15 protein-coding genes are annotated in these 15824 nt (G+C 59.7%); 8 read left to right on the forward strand and 7 right to left on the reverse strand.

The annotated features are described in order from the left end of the window. Positions 1-162: 162 nt before the first annotated feature. The 4 genes from FIV03_RS03850 to FIV03_RS03865 all read right to left on the reverse strand — a co-directional run bounded on the left by FIV03_RS03850 (position 163) and on the right by FIV03_RS03865 (position 3928). The gene (locus FIV03_RS03850; protein ID WP_152508729.1) at positions 163-1050 is read right to left on the reverse strand and encodes a DMT family transporter; all 888 of its coding nucleotides are present in this window, start codon (positions 1048-1050) and stop codon (positions 163-165) included. Positions 1051-1152: 102 nt separating this feature from the next. Beyond that, complete coding sequence (locus tag FIV03_RS03855; RefSeq protein ID WP_286202261.1) at positions 1153-2262, reverse strand: alpha/beta fold hydrolase; 1110 nt, start codon at positions 2260-2262, stop codon at positions 1153-1155. Between the two features lie 127 nt (positions 2263-2389). Continuing rightward, on the reverse strand, positions 2390-2839 hold the full coding sequence (locus tag FIV03_RS03860) for a DoxX family protein (RefSeq protein ID WP_152508730.1): 450 nt from the start codon (positions 2837-2839) through the stop codon (positions 2390-2392). A 228-nt stretch (positions 2840-3067) separates the two neighbouring features. Next, entirely contained in the window at positions 3068-3928 is an 861-nt protein-coding gene (locus tag FIV03_RS03865) for an alpha/beta hydrolase (protein ID WP_152508731.1), read from the reverse strand. Positions 3929-4092: 164 nt separating this feature from the next. Here FIV03_RS03865 and FIV03_RS03870 point away from each other — a divergent pair, with 164 nt between their 5' ends. Genes FIV03_RS03870 through FIV03_RS03880 form a run of 3 tightly spaced genes read left to right on the forward strand, consistent with a single transcriptional unit; the run spans position 4093 to position 7227 of the window. After that, positions 4093-4755, forward strand: a complete 663-nt coding sequence (locus FIV03_RS03870) for a response regulator transcription factor (protein WP_152508732.1) — start codon at positions 4093-4095, stop codon at positions 4753-4755. Continuing rightward, positions 4745-5116, forward strand: coding sequence for a response regulator (locus FIV03_RS03875; RefSeq protein ID WP_152508733.1), 372 nt, complete (start codon positions 4745-4747; stop codon positions 5114-5116). Before FIV03_RS03870 ends, FIV03_RS03875 begins: the two co-directional genes overlap by 11 nt. Positions 5117-5130: 14 nt before the next feature. Beyond that, positions 5131-7227 carry a PAS domain S-box protein gene (locus tag FIV03_RS03880; protein WP_152508734.1) on the forward strand — a complete coding sequence of 699 codons (2097 nt, stop codon included), beginning with the start codon at positions 5131-5133 and terminating at the stop codon, positions 7225-7227. 48 nt (positions 7228-7275) lie between these two features. Here the strand turns inward: FIV03_RS03880 and FIV03_RS03885 are convergent, their stop codons facing one another. Then, positions 7276-8118, reverse strand: a complete 843-nt coding sequence (locus tag FIV03_RS03885) for an alpha/beta hydrolase (RefSeq protein ID WP_228148114.1) — start codon at positions 8116-8118, stop codon at positions 7276-7278. A 439-nt stretch (positions 8119-8557) separates the two neighbouring features. Between FIV03_RS03885 and FIV03_RS03890 the strand changes: the two genes are divergently transcribed. From FIV03_RS03890 to FIV03_RS31500, 5 genes are all read left to right on the forward strand, one after another. Further along, positions 8558-9271 (forward strand): dihydrofolate reductase family protein, encoded by a 714-nt coding sequence (locus FIV03_RS03890; RefSeq protein WP_152508735.1) that lies wholly within the window; start codon positions 8558-8560, stop codon positions 9269-9271. Further along, complete coding sequence (locus FIV03_RS03895; protein ID WP_173013763.1) at positions 9261-10622, forward strand: MFS transporter; 1362 nt, start codon at positions 9261-9263, stop codon at positions 10620-10622. The genes FIV03_RS03890 and FIV03_RS03895 overlap by 11 nt, the downstream gene beginning before the upstream one ends. 294 nt (positions 10623-10916) lie before the next feature. Then, on the forward strand, positions 10917-11363 hold the full coding sequence (locus FIV03_RS03900) for a (2Fe-2S)-binding protein (RefSeq protein WP_152504859.1): 447 nt from the start codon (positions 10917-10919) through the stop codon (positions 11361-11363). 12 nt (positions 11364-11375) lie between these two features. Then, positions 11376-13622: a xanthine dehydrogenase family protein molybdopterin-binding subunit gene (locus tag FIV03_RS03905; RefSeq protein ID WP_152508737.1), complete on the forward strand. Its 2247-nt coding sequence runs from the start codon at positions 11376-11378 to the stop codon at positions 13620-13622. Further along, positions 13619-13762: a hypothetical protein gene (locus tag FIV03_RS31500; RefSeq protein WP_173013764.1), complete on the forward strand. Its 144-nt coding sequence runs from the start codon at positions 13619-13621 to the stop codon at positions 13760-13762. Before FIV03_RS03905 ends, FIV03_RS31500 begins: the two co-directional genes overlap by 4 nt. Before the next feature lie 23 nt (positions 13763-13785). Here FIV03_RS31500 and FIV03_RS03910 read toward each other — a convergent pair whose 3' ends face one another. Together FIV03_RS03910 and FIV03_RS03915 are read right to left on the reverse strand one after the other, a co-directional pair. Continuing rightward, positions 13786-14253 carry a hypothetical protein gene (locus tag FIV03_RS03910; RefSeq protein ID WP_055657093.1) on the reverse strand — a complete coding sequence of 156 codons (468 nt, stop codon included), beginning with the start codon at positions 14251-14253 and terminating at the stop codon, positions 13786-13788. Positions 14254-14373: 120 nt separating this feature from the next. Then, the gene (locus FIV03_RS03915; protein ID WP_152508738.1) at positions 14374-15693 is read right to left on the reverse strand and encodes a hypothetical protein; all 1320 of its coding nucleotides are present in this window, start codon (positions 15691-15693) and stop codon (positions 14374-14376) included. Positions 15694-15824 lie beyond the last annotated feature (131 nt).

The raw sequence follows: 15824 nt of genomic DNA on the forward strand, positions 1-15824 counted from the left end.
AGGTTTGGGCACGCCGATGAGCCTGTGGACGCAGACCCGGACGCCTTCTTAAGACCTCAACCTAAGTTGAGGTCAAGGACAAATTTCGGCTTCTTCAAATCGGTCACTTTCCGCGTACCACATCACCATGCAAAGGCTGGCCTTTGCCAAGTTCCGTGTCTGTCATCGATTGACTAGTACGATGCCGGCGACGACGAATGCCGCTCCTGCGAGGAGTGAAAAAGTCAGCTGCTCCCCCAGCAGGAGCACTGCCAGAATGCTGCCGAAGATCGGCATCAGGTGGACAAATTGCCCGCCGCGTTCCGGGCCGATGATGCCAATGCCGTAGGACCACAGCAGAAACCCGATCGCCGACGCAAAAACCGCAATATAGGCGACAGCCACCAGCGACTCTTCGGTGAACTCAGGCCGTTCCACCCCGCGTACGAGGAGGAAAGCCGCCATCACGCAAAGCGCCACCAGAATGCTTGCCACCAGTGTCACGCTTTGCGGCACGGCGGACGGCTTGTGGCGAAGCAAAAGCGTATACCAGGCCCAGATCACAATCGCGCCGAGCATCCAGACCTTGCCGGTATCAACCTGAAGAAGGGACACGCCGACGTTTCCGCCAGCCAGGACCAGAACCGAGGCACCCAGCAGCGACACAAGCAGCCCGGCGATCTGAAACAAGGTCGGCCGGAACCCGCTCCAGATCATTCCACCGGCAACAGTCGCGACCGGAGCCAGCGCCAGGATCAGGAGACAGTTCACCGCGGCTGTCTGCGAGAGCGCCTGGTAGACCATCGTGTGAAACGCGGCGATGCCGGTGATCCCAAGCAATGCGACCACGCGCCATGAGGCAACAAGCTCCCGGCGATAGGAGACCAGGCCTCGCAACGTGAAAGGCAGCATCATCGCCAGGCAAAGCCCCCACCGGATCGTGTTGAGTTCCAGCGGCGTGATCTCACCGCGGATCGCACGGCCGGCAATAAAGTTTCCCGACCAGAACAGGGTCGCAAAAACGAGCGCGGCAATTGCCGCCGTGGTGTCTTTTTGGATTGCTTGTCTCATCTTCCGGTCCCTCTTCGGCTTGATCTGTGGAGATCAGACGCCAAAACCGACCGGCGCACATGAGATCGATGTCCCGCTGCGCTTGATAAAGTGACGTGTTGCCTAGGGTGTTTGTCCCGTCTGTGCCGACAGAACGCGCACGATCAATTCGGAACGGGTGTGCACCCCAACCTTGTCGAAGAGCGAAGAGACCTGATTTCTCACGGTCTTTTCACTTTTGTCCAGAAGCTCCGCAATTTCCGAATTGCTTAGCCCCTTCGCCACCAAAGTCAGCACCTGCTCCTCCGCGGTGGTGAGCCCGAAATCGGTGTCGGATACAGCCATGTCGTCGGAAGTGCCGAGGAAGTCCCGCAAGGAAGAAAGTAGAACGTTCCACGCAGGTTCCGTGTCCAGCAATACGTGATTGTTGCTGTCCAGGGGCACGAATTTGGCATCCGGGATGGTCATGGCAAGCTCGCGTCCCTGAGCAAAGGGAACGCGTGCGTCGCCATTTGCGTGCAGCACCAGCGTCGGCACTTTCAGTCGCGAAGCCAGGTTCAGGACGTCGATACGATGCAGCGTTTCCATGGTCCGGGCCGCAATGTCTGCAGATGCGGTGTCTTGCTCAAGCGACCGCCACCATTTGTGCTGCGCAAGCGTTCCGTCCGGAATGAAGAGATGGGTAAAAACCTGATTGAAAGCAGTATCGTCCCTGCCCCACCCCAGCCGCATCAGGTTGGTCAGCGTGGCCGCTTCCAGTCTCGCCCTGTCGCTGGTGTCGCGAGCCAACAGTCCGCGCGCGTAACCGCCGATCAAGACCAGTCGTTCCACCTTGTCCGGATGGCGAAGCGCGTAAGCGATGGAAAGCGCGGCACCCTGAGACATGCCAAGCAGGGTAAAGGGTTCGTCGATTGCTTCGGTCACGGCTTCCAGGTCCGACAGCCAGGCCTCGAAGCTGATCTCGGAGACGTTTCGCGAAGAAAGACCACAGCCGCGAAGGTCGTATCGCACGAGACGTCCGAAGCCAGTCAACTCGGCAAGCCAGTGTTGCCAGACGGGACTGTCAAGATCGCGGGAGATATGGGTCAGCCAGTGCGCGGCTCGAACGATGGTTGGCCCACGTCCTGACGAGGCGCAGGCAATGCGCGCGCCGTCTTTGGCGGTGACAAAGAAGATGTCTTGTTTTGGAACTCCACGCCGCATCATGGACAGGAGTATGACATCTCTTCGCATGGGGGCACAGTATTGCCTGGGCGCGATTGCGGTTCATTTCACGCCCTATTGCACCCGGCACAAACGCGCACGGCCTCCGGGATGAGCGGAGGCCGTGAAGCGTTTTTCAGTTTTTACAGGGACGCGATTACTGCAGTCGAGTTCCGATCCGGGCATCGACGCTAAAGCGGCCGGCGCCATAGGCTACGATCTGCAACAGTCCACCGGCGATCGATATGTTCTTGAAGAAGTGGATGAACTGGTTCTGATCACCGAGCTGATTGTGGAAGGCCAGTGCTGCTGCAACAGTAAAGAGTGCCATGACTGCGGCAACGAGACGGGTCTGATAGCCTGCGACCAGTGCCAGACTGCCGACGATTTCAACCGCAACTGCGCCGATATAGGCGAGCGTTGCGAAGGGCAGGCCTGCTGCATCGATCCAGGCGATGGTAGCTTCTGCAGAACCAAGTTTGGAAATGCCGGAAAGCAGAAACAGAGGGGCGATCAGCAGGCGTGCGGCGAGCGGCACGGCGCCGTCCAGACTGCGGGTGAGTGACGAGCCGCCTTCAGGTGCGGCCGATACATCGAGATTTGCCATTTTCAGTTCTCCTGTTTTGCCGGACCTTTCCTTATTCGTCCGGGCCTGGTTAAAAGATATCGTCTACTTATCTGATTATAAGCCATCAAAATCAGATCACATTGTAATCGATTATTGAACAATCCAATCTGACGTGCCGTGAGCGGCAGGATGAGATCTGTGCCCCCGGGAGCTTCAGCGCCGGCAATTTCGAACCGAAATCTGCCGGCGCCGAAGTTTCAACCTTCATCAGGCGTTGCGGACAAAACTGGCGATGATGTCCGCCGTCAGTTCAGGATGCTGATGCTGGGGCCCATGGCCTGCACTGGGGTAAGTCACCAGTGTGACTGTCGGCAGAACCCCGTTCAGCGCGTACCAGTTCTCGACCGGGAAGATGATGTCGTGATCTCCACCGATATGCAGGATCGGCACGCTGGTCGTCTTCAGCATCTCCATCACCGGCGGCGCCGGGAAAGCCGGATTGGCCGGACCACCGGCAATGCGAGCCCGTGCAAAATCTATCGGAACTGCCGGGCTGGTATCGCCCTCACGCGCTTCGATGCGTGCCTGGGACCGGCTTGCGGCCGCACGGCTTGAATCCGATTTCGGTTCGAAGAAAAGGGCAACCACGTCTTCGAAGTCGTTCACGTCCTTGCCGGCAAGATCGTAAAAAAGCTGCTCTGCCGGTTTCACCAGATCGCCCGGAGGTGTCGAGCCCAAGAGCACAAGGTGGCTGATCTCCTGCGGATAAAGCGTCAGCGCCACCTGGGCCGCCATGCCGCCGATCGACCAACCGAGCAGGATCACGTCCTTCAGGCCCAGCGCCTGGATAAGATCACGCGGATCTGCGGCCATCTCCAGGGGATTGTAACTGGGCGTACCAGTGGACAGGCCAAGGCCGGAATAGTCGAAGGTGATGACACGAAAGCCGTTTTCGGCAAGCCCGTTCAGGAAGGCCGGATCCCAGAGATCCAGAGTGCCGCGAAAGCGCGTTGCCAGCAGGATCGGCTTGCCTTTGCCGATAGACCTGTAAGCCAGAGTTCTGCCACCGGTTTCGATGAATTGGGTCGGTGCCGTCAGGGCATCATTTTCTGCAATCTTGTCGAGCATGTCCGTCTCCTCTGCTCCTTGCCGAATAGGGCCGGATCGCTTGCCTTTCCGGCTGATGGCTAGAAGGTGAGCCAAGACGGGTCCCGGAACCATTATCTGCCAGGATGCTGCACTCATACTGGCGTATGATTGAACGGACTGCGGGCCCATGCGAGGACTTGGCCATGACTGACAATCCGATTGTTCACATCATCGACGATGACACCTCGCTACGCGAAGCCCTGGTCCGGCTGTTCCGGTCAGTTGGTCTTGAGGCGAGGCCATACGTGTCCGTCGCGGCTTTTCTTGAGGCCGGCAACAACGACACTCCGGGGTGTCTTTTGCTCGATGTGCGCCTGCCCGGCATGAGCGGTCTCGACTTTCAACGCCAACTGGAGGATCTCGGGATCCGTATGCCGGCCATCATGATGACCGGCCACGGAGATATCCCGATGTCCGTCAGCGCGATGAAGGCGGGTGCAGTCGACTTTTTGCCGAAGCCTTTTCGGGATCAGGACCTTCTGGATGCGGTGGCAATTGCAATCGAACGCGACAGCCGCAATCGGACCGACAATCGGGAAAAAGACCAGTTGCAGGCTCTGTACGAGAGCCTGACCCCGCGCGAACGTCAGGTGATGACACGTGTCTGCGCCGGACGCCTCAACAAGCAGGTCGCAGCGGATCTCGACCTCAGCGAAATCACAGTAAAGATCCACCGTGGAACGATGATGAAAAAAATGAGAGCCAGAACCCTGGCCGACCTTGTGCGCATGGCCCAGATCCTCGGTCTGAAAGACCCTCATGTGGATGCCTCCGGATTGGCGAGGCTCGACAGTCATGACCTTTGAGGCAGCCTGCGTGGCGGTCATCGATGACGATGAATCGCTGCGCAACGCCATTTCGTCGCTGCTTCGTTCAGTGGGAATGCGCGTTTCGACCTTTGCCACCGCCGATCTTTTCCTGAACCGCGCGGTGCTTGGCGACACCGATCTGATCATTACGGACATTCACATGCCGGGCATGTCCGGCATCGAGTTGAAAGACCGGCTAGACGATCTGGATTGCCAGGTCCCCGTGATCATGATCACCGCCAAGACCGAGCAGAATCTGCTTGACCGGGCGGAGGCCTCGGGAGCCTACTCGGTATTCCGGAAACCCTTCGATACCGACGACTTACTCAACACGATCGAGCAGGCCCTTGCCGACTGAACGGGAGATGCCGCATGCTGGAAGGACCTATCCCTCTTTCTGATTTGCAGCGCCCTGACGCAGCAGCAACCGCCCTTCTGGACCATGCCCCGCAAAGCGTCGTCCTGTGTGACGGAACCTGGCGTATCGCCTACTGGAACCGGGCGAGCGAAACGCTCTATGGCTGGACATCGGCTCAAGTACTCGGGCAGGAGCTGAACACACTGCTGCAAAGCCGGCATCCTCAACCCGTCCAGGCCCTGCAGCAGACTTTCGCAACGCACCGGGCCTGGGACGGTGATCTGGAACGCACCACCGCCTCCGGCAACACTCTCACCGTCGAAACGACCTGGGCGATGGTGCCTGCGGCAGACGGGCAGTCCGAGTGGATCATCGAATACGGACGCGACATCACCGCGTTGAGTGATGCGGAAATCTCCGTCCGCACACTCACCCACCAGTATACCAACGTGTTCCAGGCGATGGCCGCCTCGTTCTGGGAACTGGACTTCACCGAAGTCCGCCAGATGATCGGCGGCCTGCTACAATCCGGCGTCACCGATTTCGCGGCCTATTTTCAAAACCATCCCGAGTTTATCGACGAGGCCATTGCCCGCACGACGATCCTGGATGTCAATGATGCGACAGTGCGGCTGTTCGGGGGCAAGGACCGGGACGGCATGATCGGCCGGAACATCTCACCATTCTGGCCGCAGGAAAGCCGGACCATCTATGCCCGATCCTTGCTGGCCGCCCTGCGGCGTGAACCGAACCTGCAGACCGAAACCCGGCTGTCGACGCTCGACGGGCAGCTGATCGATGCGCTCTTCACCGTGTGTTGGCCGGAGGGCCATCATGGTCGTGGCTCGGTTCTGGTCGGTGTCATTGACCTTACCGACCGCGTCAAGGCGGAAGAGGAACTGAGACAGTCGGAACTGCGTTTCCGCGATCTTTTCCAGGCCATGTCCACGGCCTTGTTCCAGCTCGATACTGCGGGCTTGCTTGGCTTCTATGACGACTTGCATGTCCGAGGCATTACCGACATGGGCGCTCATCTTGACGACCATCCGGAGGATCTCAGGCGCGCCATGGAGGGCTGCCTCATCGTTGAGGTCAATACAGCCGCTCTCAAGATACTTGGAGCGGAAACGGCAGAGGACCTCATAGGTCAGACAGTATCCCGCTTCTGGCCAGCGTCTGGTGAAGAGGCCTTCCGGGCCGTGCTTCAGCACAGCTTCGCCTCGGCAACCCCGTTCGAAGTCCGTGCCCGGAACTGCCGCCTCGACGGAAGCGAGTTCGACACGATGTTCCTGGTCAATGCCTCGCCGATCCTGCGGGCAAGGAAGATGACGCTTGTCGGGCTCGTCGACATCACGGATGAAGTCGAGGCAAAGTCCGCCCTGCAAAAGCTTCAGGCCGAGTTCGCGCATGCTTCCCGGCTTTCGGTGCTCGGAGAACTGGCAGCCTCCATCGCCCATGAGGTCAACCAACCACTGGCGGCAATCGCCGCAAACGGGTCAGCTGCCGGCCGCTGGCTGAAGCGGCCCGACCCCGATCTTGAGGAACTGATGGCCATCAACGAGGCGATGGTCTGCGATGCCAGGCGCGCGGCCGACATCGTGTCCCGGATCCGCTCCATGGCCACCAAGCGGGAGACCCAGCAGCTTGCAGCATCAGTCAATCGGATCATCGAGGAGGCTCTGGTTTTTCTTTCCCACGAGCTGCAAGCCCACGGCACAAATACACGAACCGCGCTGAAGGACGGCCTGCCGGATGTCCTCGTCGACCGGGTGCAGATCCAGCAGGTGGTGGTCAATCTCATTCTCAACGCCGTCCAGGAACTTGCCCGCAAGAACATTCCCTTCCCGCTGATCGAAGTCACGACCTCGCAGGTGGACAACAGGGTTGTCATCCGCGTGGAAGATACCGGTGCCGGCATTCCGGCGGAGATGCGCGAGCGAATATTCGAAAGCTTCTACACCACCAAACAGACCGGACTTGGCATCGGCCTGTCCATCTGCCGCAATATCGTGGAAGGTCATGGCGGCAGGATCCTGGCGGACGGTTCACCGCTCGGCGGTGCACGGTTCCAGGTGGAGCTGCCCGTTGCCTCTGCAGCGGTGCAAACATGATTGGGAGGACGCTGCCGTCCTCCCGTTTATCTGGCTGAAACCGAGTCCTCACGCCGGCTGGACGAAGAACTCCAGAAGATCGGGATTGACGATGTCCGGATGGGTGGTTGCAAGGCCGTGCGGCAGCCCCTCATAGACCTTCAGCGTGCCCTTCGGCAGCAGCTTGATGCTTTCCAGCGCCGAGGCCCCGATCGGGACGATCTGGTCGTCGTCGCCATGCATGACCAGAACCGGGATATCGATTTTTTTCAGATCTTCCGTAAAGTCGGTCTGGGAAAACGCCTTGATGCAATCGTAATGAGCCTTTGCTCCCCCCATCATGCCCTGGCGCCACCAATTGTCGACGATGCCCTGGCTGACGACGGCACCCGGCCGGTTGAAACCGTAGAACGGGCCTGCCGGAATATCGTGGAAGAACTGAGAACGGTTGGCCAGAAAGGTTTCCCGGAAACCGTCGAACACTTCCAGCGGCAGACCGCCCGGATTGGCCGCCGTCTTGACCATCAGCGGAGGTACAGCGCCCAGCAGCACGGCCTTGGAAGCACGGGCAGTACCGTGACGGCCGAGGTAGCGGGCCACCTCGCCACCGCCGGTACTGTGGCCGACGTGGATGACGTTTTGCAGGTCCAGCGCTTCCACCAGCGCCTTCACGTCATCGGCGTAAGTGTCCATCTCGTTGCCGTCGAAGGTCTGGGTCGAGCGGCCGTGGCCGCGCCGGTCGTGAGCCAGCACCCGGTACCCCTTCGCCAGAAAGAACATCATCTGGGCGTCCCAGTCATCGGCAGAAAGCGGCCAGCCGTGGTGAAACAGGATCGGCTGGGCATTTTTCGGACCCCAATCCTTGTAAAAGATTTCGGTGCCGTCTGCAGTGGTAACGAATTGCGCGGTCATCTGGCTTGTTCCCCTGATTTCTTCCGCCGTGGCGGGGGTCGGTTGCATAACGATGGATACGGCCCCGCCGATCGCGGGGGCCGATGCCAGTCCTTCAAGAACGAAGCGTCGCGTGACAGATTTCATGGACATGTTGTTCCCCGTAGCTGATGCAGGCGGTGCCTGCGGTGACGTCATCAGCCTGCGGGAAAGGGCACCGTGGAACCATTGTACGGCAGGTCTCATCGCTCATACATCGGTATGGTTGTATTTACCCCTGTGTTCGATTGAAGCTGGTGTTGAGCCAATTCCGTCAACGAAATCCGGCTTGTTTCATGAGTCCTTCTCATCAGTGCAAGCTGGGCTCAGGGCATATTTTCCATCCGGTCTGCGGGGTATTGTGTCAGCTCCAAATTCGACTTGCCTCCCAAGCGCCTTGAAACCGGAAGCAACGCATCAGATGCAACGCCCCTTCATCATCTGCCACATGATCACCTCTCTCGACGGCCGCCTTCTTCCCGGTCGCTGGCCGGTCAGCGAGGAAGAAGTCATGACAGCCTATGAAAGCGCTGCCGAACGTCTGGACAGCGACGGCTGGATTGTCGGTCGGCGCACAATGGAAGATTTCATTGCCTCAGCTGAACCCCGCGTCTCTGCAGGTCCGGGTTCGCGTCCGGATCTCATAGCCGGCTCTTCTGGAAACAAGGTCGCGATCTGCTTTGACCGCACCGGGCGTCTACGCCCCGAAACCGGAGACCTCGATGGCGATCATCTCGTGATCGTGCTGTCGGATAGAGTTGCGGACGACCACGTCCAGGACCTGTACGCGCGCGGCATATCCGTTTTCTTTGCCGGTGCGGAGGGAACCGACCTGTCCGGTGCGCTGACAAGGATTTCGAAAGCCTTCGATTGCCGGCGTCTGTTGCTGGAAGGTGGCGGTACTCTCAACGGCGCGTTTCTGGCAGCCGACATGATCGATGAAACCAGCACACTCGTCTTCCCGGTTATTGATGGACAGAGTGGCATTCCAGCCATTTACGAGCATACGCAACCGCGTGATGCACGCAGGCTCGAACTCATTTCCTCCAGCACATTCGACGACGGAACCATCTGGATCCGCCACAAGGTGATCCGGGAGACATCCCATCGAGACCGGAAAGACAGTGACATCTGAAGCTCATCCCCCTGCCGGGGCCCTGATCATCATAGCCTTCGCGACGTTCCTTGCACTCGTCGTCTTCACCGCGCCGCTGACGACGCTGGAAGCGATGACACGTGAACTGAACCTGTCGTCGGCCGGTCAGGCGTGGGTCATGGGCGGCATGCCACTGGGGGCGGCCTGCGGCCTGCTGACCGCAGGCGCCCTCGGCGACACACTCGGCCGACGAATGACGTTCACCGGCGGACTGTGGCTCACGGTTCTGTCGTCGGTTGCCGCAGCGCTTTCCACCAGCGGCCTGTTTCTGATCCTCATGCGCATCGTGCAGGGCCTTGGAAGTGCCGGCATCATGGCCTGTGGCCTCGGGTTGCTCGGACAGATCTACCAGGGAGAAGCGCGCCGGCATGCAGCGGCTATCTGGGCGGCGGCACTTGGCGGCGGTGTGGCCGCAGGTCCGATCATCGCATCGCTCCTGCTCGGGGTTTCGGGCTGGGCCGCGATACACTGGCTGATAGCGGTGACCTCGGCCCTGCTCGCCCTCGCGGCCCGGGCACGCCTTCCGGAAAGCCAACCCAGCGGTCAGAAGGTCGACCTGGCAGGAAGCGCCGTCCTGATGACCGGGCTCGGGTGCCTTCTTTCGGCATTGACCGAGGCGCGGGTCGGGTCAGCGATGACGGTCGTAACCCTTTCGGCTTCCGGTCTTCTGCTCGTCGCGATTTTCGTGGCGATCGAAAAACGGGTCAGAAATCCTATCCTGACACTGGATCTTTTCGGTGATGCCAATTTCACGGGAGCCACAATTGCGGCCTTCGCCTCGGGCGCGGGTGTGCTTGCCCTTATGTCCATGGTTCCGACCGTTCTGGTCCGCGGCCTTGGAATGGAACCGCTGTTTGCTGCCGTTGTTCTTGTCGCCTGGTCCGGGGTCACCGTTATCGCCACTCTTGCGGCACGCCTGCTGCCGGACCGGTTCACGTCTCGACAAAGGGTTATCTGGGCCATTCTCGGTTGTGCACTTGCCCAGTTCCTGCTGATTGCCGCTGATGCCGATAAGACATGGGCAGCCGTTCTTCCCGGTCTGTTCATCGCCGGGCTGGCCAATGGCGTCCTGAACGCTTCCCTGGGCCACGAAGCTGTGCAGACGGTCCCCCCAGAACGCAGTGCCATGGGGTCCGCCGCCAACAACACGGCCCGCTACCTCGGTTCGGCCATCGGCATTGCACTTGTCTCCCTTCTGATTGCAGAACCGACGGTCGAGGGCTTTTTTGCCGGCTGGCATGGGGCGGTCATTGTCAGCACCGTCAGCAGCCTGATCGGCGTTGCAGCCATGCTGTTCGTCAGTCGTCGTGGGACCCGACCGACAGTGTGACGCCGGCGGCAGAAGCGCCCTCGACATCGCTCAATGACCAGACCTTGCCTGCTTTGTCAGCGGGCTGTCGCTGTGTGCAGGCCAGGGACATTCAGTTGGTTCGCCCGGTTCGTTTCATGAGGTCAGATCATAACTCGTTTCAAGAGACGCGCCTTAATCCCCCGGCCTGATGACTTCATATTACCCGTGACGCGCCGGGCATGACGCTGCCTGAAGCGAAACGGACGCAAGCATGATGCCGCGTTGCGCAATCAGCCGTCGGCACGCCTTCATGAAAGCTCGAGGAGAGGCACCATGGAACTGAACATCAATGGATCCCGGCACGAGGTTGACGTTGAACCCGACACCCCGCTGCTGTGGGTATTGCGGGACACGCTCGGAATGACCGGTACCAAATACGGATGTGGCCTTGCTCAATGCGGAGCCTGCACGGTGCTTGTCGACGGTTACGCGACCCGTACCTGTGTCACCCCGGTCGAAAGTGTCGCCGGTTCCGAGATCACGACAATCGAAGCAATTGAACAAGATCCGATCGGGAGGAAAGTGGTCGACGCCTGGGTGGAAAACCAGGTGCCGCAATGTGGCTATTGCCAGTCTGGCCAGGTCATGGCTGCCACGTCCCTTCTCAAGGAAAACGCGAGCCCCTCGGAAGACGACATTGCCGCAGCAATGACCAATCTGTGCCGATGCGGCACTTACAATGCGATTTCGAAAGCCGTGCGTCAGGCCGCTGAAGCTTAAGGAGGCGCTCCCATGAAAATTGAAGAAAATTCCGGTTTCACGCGCGCCGACATAAACACAGCGCGCCCGCTGAACGTCTCGCGCCGTGGCTTTCTCGCCGGTTCTATCAGCGCGCTGGTTCTGACCGTATCTCTTCCTGCTGGAACCGGGCGGGCGATTGCGCAGGCCGGCCAGGCCACGCCGGGTACCAGGATCGATGCCTTCCTGGAAATTCTGGCCGACAGCACGGTGAAATTCCGCAGCGCTTTTGTGGAAGGCGGGCAGGGTATCTACACCGCGATGGCCCAGATCGTCGGTGAGGAACTGGATGTAGAACCGGGCAACTTTCAAGTTGAAACGGCGCCCCCGGGACCGGACTACCTGCTGATCGGCGGGCAAATTCGCTTTACCGGCGGCAGCATGTCCGTGCGCATGAGCTATGACGCCATGCGCAAGCTTGGTGCGACTGCCCGTCAGATGCTGCTGCAAGCCGCCTCTGATCGCCTTGGCGTGCCGATTGAAACCCTCACGACCGAACCCGGGAAAGTGGTTCATGCGGCCTCCGGGCAATCGATCCCCTATGGAGACCTTGCGACAGCTGCGGCGAAACTTCCGGTGCCGGAAACAGTCGAATTGCGGTCGAAGGATGAATTCCGCTGGATCGGAAAGCCGCACGACAGGCTGGACGTTCTCGACAAGTCCACGGGACGGGCGCAATACGCGATCGATCTTTCGGTCGATGATATGCTCTACGGTGCGGTACAACATGCGCCACGTCTTGGCCAGCAACCTGGCGCATTCGCCAATGAGGCAGACGTCGCGGCGATGCCAGGCGTGCATTCCCTTCACAAATTACCCGGTGCCGTTGCGGTTCTGGCCGACAGCTGGTGGCGCGCCCGGATGGCCGTTGAGAAGCTGGAAGTCGAGTGGACAGAAGCTCCCGCAGGTACCGCTCGCGCCATGCCGGACACCTTCTCCTCCGAAGCGCACAAGGAAATGCTCAAGGCGACAGCTGGTCAAGGGATCGCGTTTGAAGCCGAAGGAGATGCCGATGCCGCGCTAGCATCATCCGCCAAGGTGATCGAAGCCGCCTATGACGCCCCCTATCTGGCTCACGGTCAGCTTGAGCCGCCCTCTGCGCTTGTGCGCTGGAATGACGACGGGACGCTGGAAATGTGGGTCCCGAACCAGGCTCCCGAGATGTTCCAGGCCGATGCCGCGAAGGTGGCCGGGATATCTGCGGACAAGGTCATTGTTCATTCCCCGATGCTCGGGGGCTTCTTCGGCCGACATTTCCTCTATCAGACGGCAAATCCCTATCCGCAGGCGATCCTGCTGTCCAAGGCGGCAGGCCGCCCGGTAAAACTCCTTTGGAGCCGCGAGGAAGAATTCCTGCGCGATGCTCTTCGGCCAATTGGCACGGTGCGGTTCAGGGCTGCGATCGGCCCGGATGGCCATCCCCTGGCTTTCGACGCGGTTGCCGTCGGCGAAGGCCCCACCGGACGCTGGTACGGTCGTCAGCCGGACAAGGTCGACAGCTCATCGGTCGAAGGAATTGCCGGCAAGCCCTACGCGATCGCAAACAAGCGTGTGGGCCAGATCCATGTCGACGATCCGGCCATCATAGGTTTCTGGCGTTCCGTCGGTCATTCGATGAATGATTTCTTCTATGAGTCCTTTTTCGACGAAATGGCTGATGCGGGCGAGCAGGACCCCTTTGAACTGCGTCTCAAGTTGCTGGACCACAGCCCACGTCACAAGACACTGCTGCAGACAGTTGGTGACTTGTCCGGCGGTTGGAAAAGGGGCCCCTTTGAGGCGCAAGACGGAACGCGGCGCGCCCGCGGTGTTGCCATGGCATCTCCTTTCGGCAGCGAAGTCGCAACGATTGCAGAAGTCTCCCTGGATGGCGGCGAAGTGGTCGTTCACGATGTCTGGGTTGCGATCGATCCGGGCAGCATCGTCAATCCTGCGATTATCGAAGCTCAGGTAAACTCCGCCGTGGCACTCGGTCTTTCTTCCGCGTTGCTGGAAGAGGTCGTCTACACCGATGGTATGCCCGAAGCCCGCAATTACGACATGTATCCGATCCTGCCTCCAGAGCGCATGCCGCGCGTTCATGTCCGTATCGTGGAGAGCGGTGCACCGATGGGAGGTGTCGGCGAACCTGGGCTTCCAGGCGTGCCGCCGGCAGTCGCAAATGCCGTAGCTGTTCTCACCGGCGAACGGATCCGGAGCCTGCCGCTTTCCAGGTTTGATTTTTCGGGAGCAAACGGATGATCAGCAAGATTATTGCAGCCATCGGCATCTCGCTGATGATTTATGGTGCTCCCTGCGCTTTTGCGCAGGGAGGTGACCTTTCGGGACAACAAGCGTTCCTTGAAAAACAGAACCTTGGCCTTCAAGCTGGCAGGAGCTGATTGCTGCGAACCATGAACGCTCGTCAGCACCCTTCAGACGACGCCTTGAAGGACAATGTGCTGGTTCTCGCCTTGCCGTTTTTCCCGACATATTTGACCTTCGCCCGCATGAAGGCGGGATAACCGGCCCCAATCGTCTTGGTCGAGAACCCGTAACTGTTCGTCACGGTGACCGCTCCATTGATCCGGCTTGAATAGAATTCTCCCGTCGCGGTGTTCAGGCTCAGTTTCTCCGTGCGCGTGAAGCACTTGCGCCCTTCCGGGCAAACCTGCGTATGAACCCCGCACCGGTTTTGCTTGTAGTCGTTGAAGAAGTAGACGGACTTCACCGGCCCCTTGGACCCGGTCTTGATGAAGCAACCAACAGGATGGTTGAACGGACAGGCCTGTGGTTGACCTGTCACTCCCTCATTGGAGCGCGACTGTGCTGTCGCAAATTCTGCCGGCAGACCCAGCAGAAGGCCAGCTGCAAGAGCGTAGGCGTATTTCATCAGATTGTCTCCTTTGAGCCGAAACTCGGGAAGGAGTAGACGAACTTTGTAGGCTGCAAATGTCCCATATGGGAGAGCTTGAACGGAAACCGCAGATACTCAGGCGGCGAAGCGTCAAGCTCACGCGTCTCTTTCAGCAACCTTGCGAAGCGCCAGTGACTGGCCCGGAGCAAAGCGTGACACTGTCTCATACAGCAGCCAGGACAAAAGGCAGCCAGCCAACGCCGCGGAATTCAGGTCCACTGTTGTCAGCAGCACGGTGACCGCGATCCCGACATTCAGGGACACGATTGCCGCCGGCGCGCTCACACGCCGGCCGCGAACCGACGCCCAGACAACCGGCAAGAACACCGCCAGCGAACTGAAGGCGGAAATGATCGAGTTCAGGACATCCGCGAACAAGGCCGCTGAAAGACCGAGCAACGTGAACAGCGCGGCAACGATCAGCTGCAATCTCCCCAGCGACAGCTCTGTCCGCTCCAGACCGGCCATCAGCGGCATCACGAACGTGTCCATCGTCGACATCACCACGGCGATGAGCATCAGGTCGACAAGCCATATCCAGGTCTGCGGCACCGACGTGTGCAGGATCTGCATTACGTCCCCGCCAGGCATGCTGTGCAGCCCTAGCCAGACGATAATGAGGTATCCCGCAAGGCATATCGGGGCTCCGAGCAGGAATGCACGCCGGGCAACCGACGGCTCGCGTGCGGTCGCCATCCGCTGCCAGTTGTCGACGGCCAGAACCGCGCTTGCCGGTATGAACAGCCAGATGCCGATCAGGATCGGAAAGCGGTAGGGACCAAGGTCGAAAAACACGAGCTCCCGCGAAGGCGCTTCCATGTTCCACATCCCGAGGATCGCAATGCCGACGAGAATGACCACAGCCTGCGGAATGTCGGTTTCCGTTGCCACCCGGTAACCGCCAATCGCCGTATAGGCCCCTGCAAAGAATGTTGCGAGCACGACCGCCGCAAGCGGGGGAATTGGAAGGACAGCCGTCAGGATAACGGCCAGGGCAATCAATTGCACCGAGGCCCGCAGAAGAAAGACAAAGGCAACCGGCACCCATATCAGGATCGGGTGCCGCACATTGTGGGTGACCACGATGAGGTCAATCAGTCCCCTCACACCGTATTTTTGCGACAGTCTGTGCACACCCGGAGCGACAAGGGCACACATCAGCAGCCCGGTACCGTAAGCCAGCGCGAGCGACAGGCCGATGACCGGGCTTGCCGCGGAAAACAGCACCAGGGCAACGAATGTACCAATGCCGATATTGCCGCAGATGATACCGGCAACGGTGGCCAGCAAACCCGTTCGGCCCGAGTTGAAAATGTAGTCTGCACGCGTTCCCTTGCGGCTGCGCCAGAAGGCGTAAACCAGCGGTCCCAACAGAAGCGTTCCAAGGACGATTGTCTGTGATCCCGTGCCTGTCACGCCAGAAGCAGCCCCTCGAAAACGTTTTCCGTCCGACGGGTCCTGGTCAGGTAAAAATCCCCGTGAACTCTAACCGTTGTCCGATGTAACCCGGCACCCTATGATCTCCAATATATGGAAAACCATAGTTT

It is taken from the genome of Labrenzia sp. THAF187b (genome assembly GCF_009363375.1).
GTDB lineage: Bacteria > Pseudomonadota > Alphaproteobacteria > Rhizobiales > Stappiaceae > Roseibium > Roseibium algicola.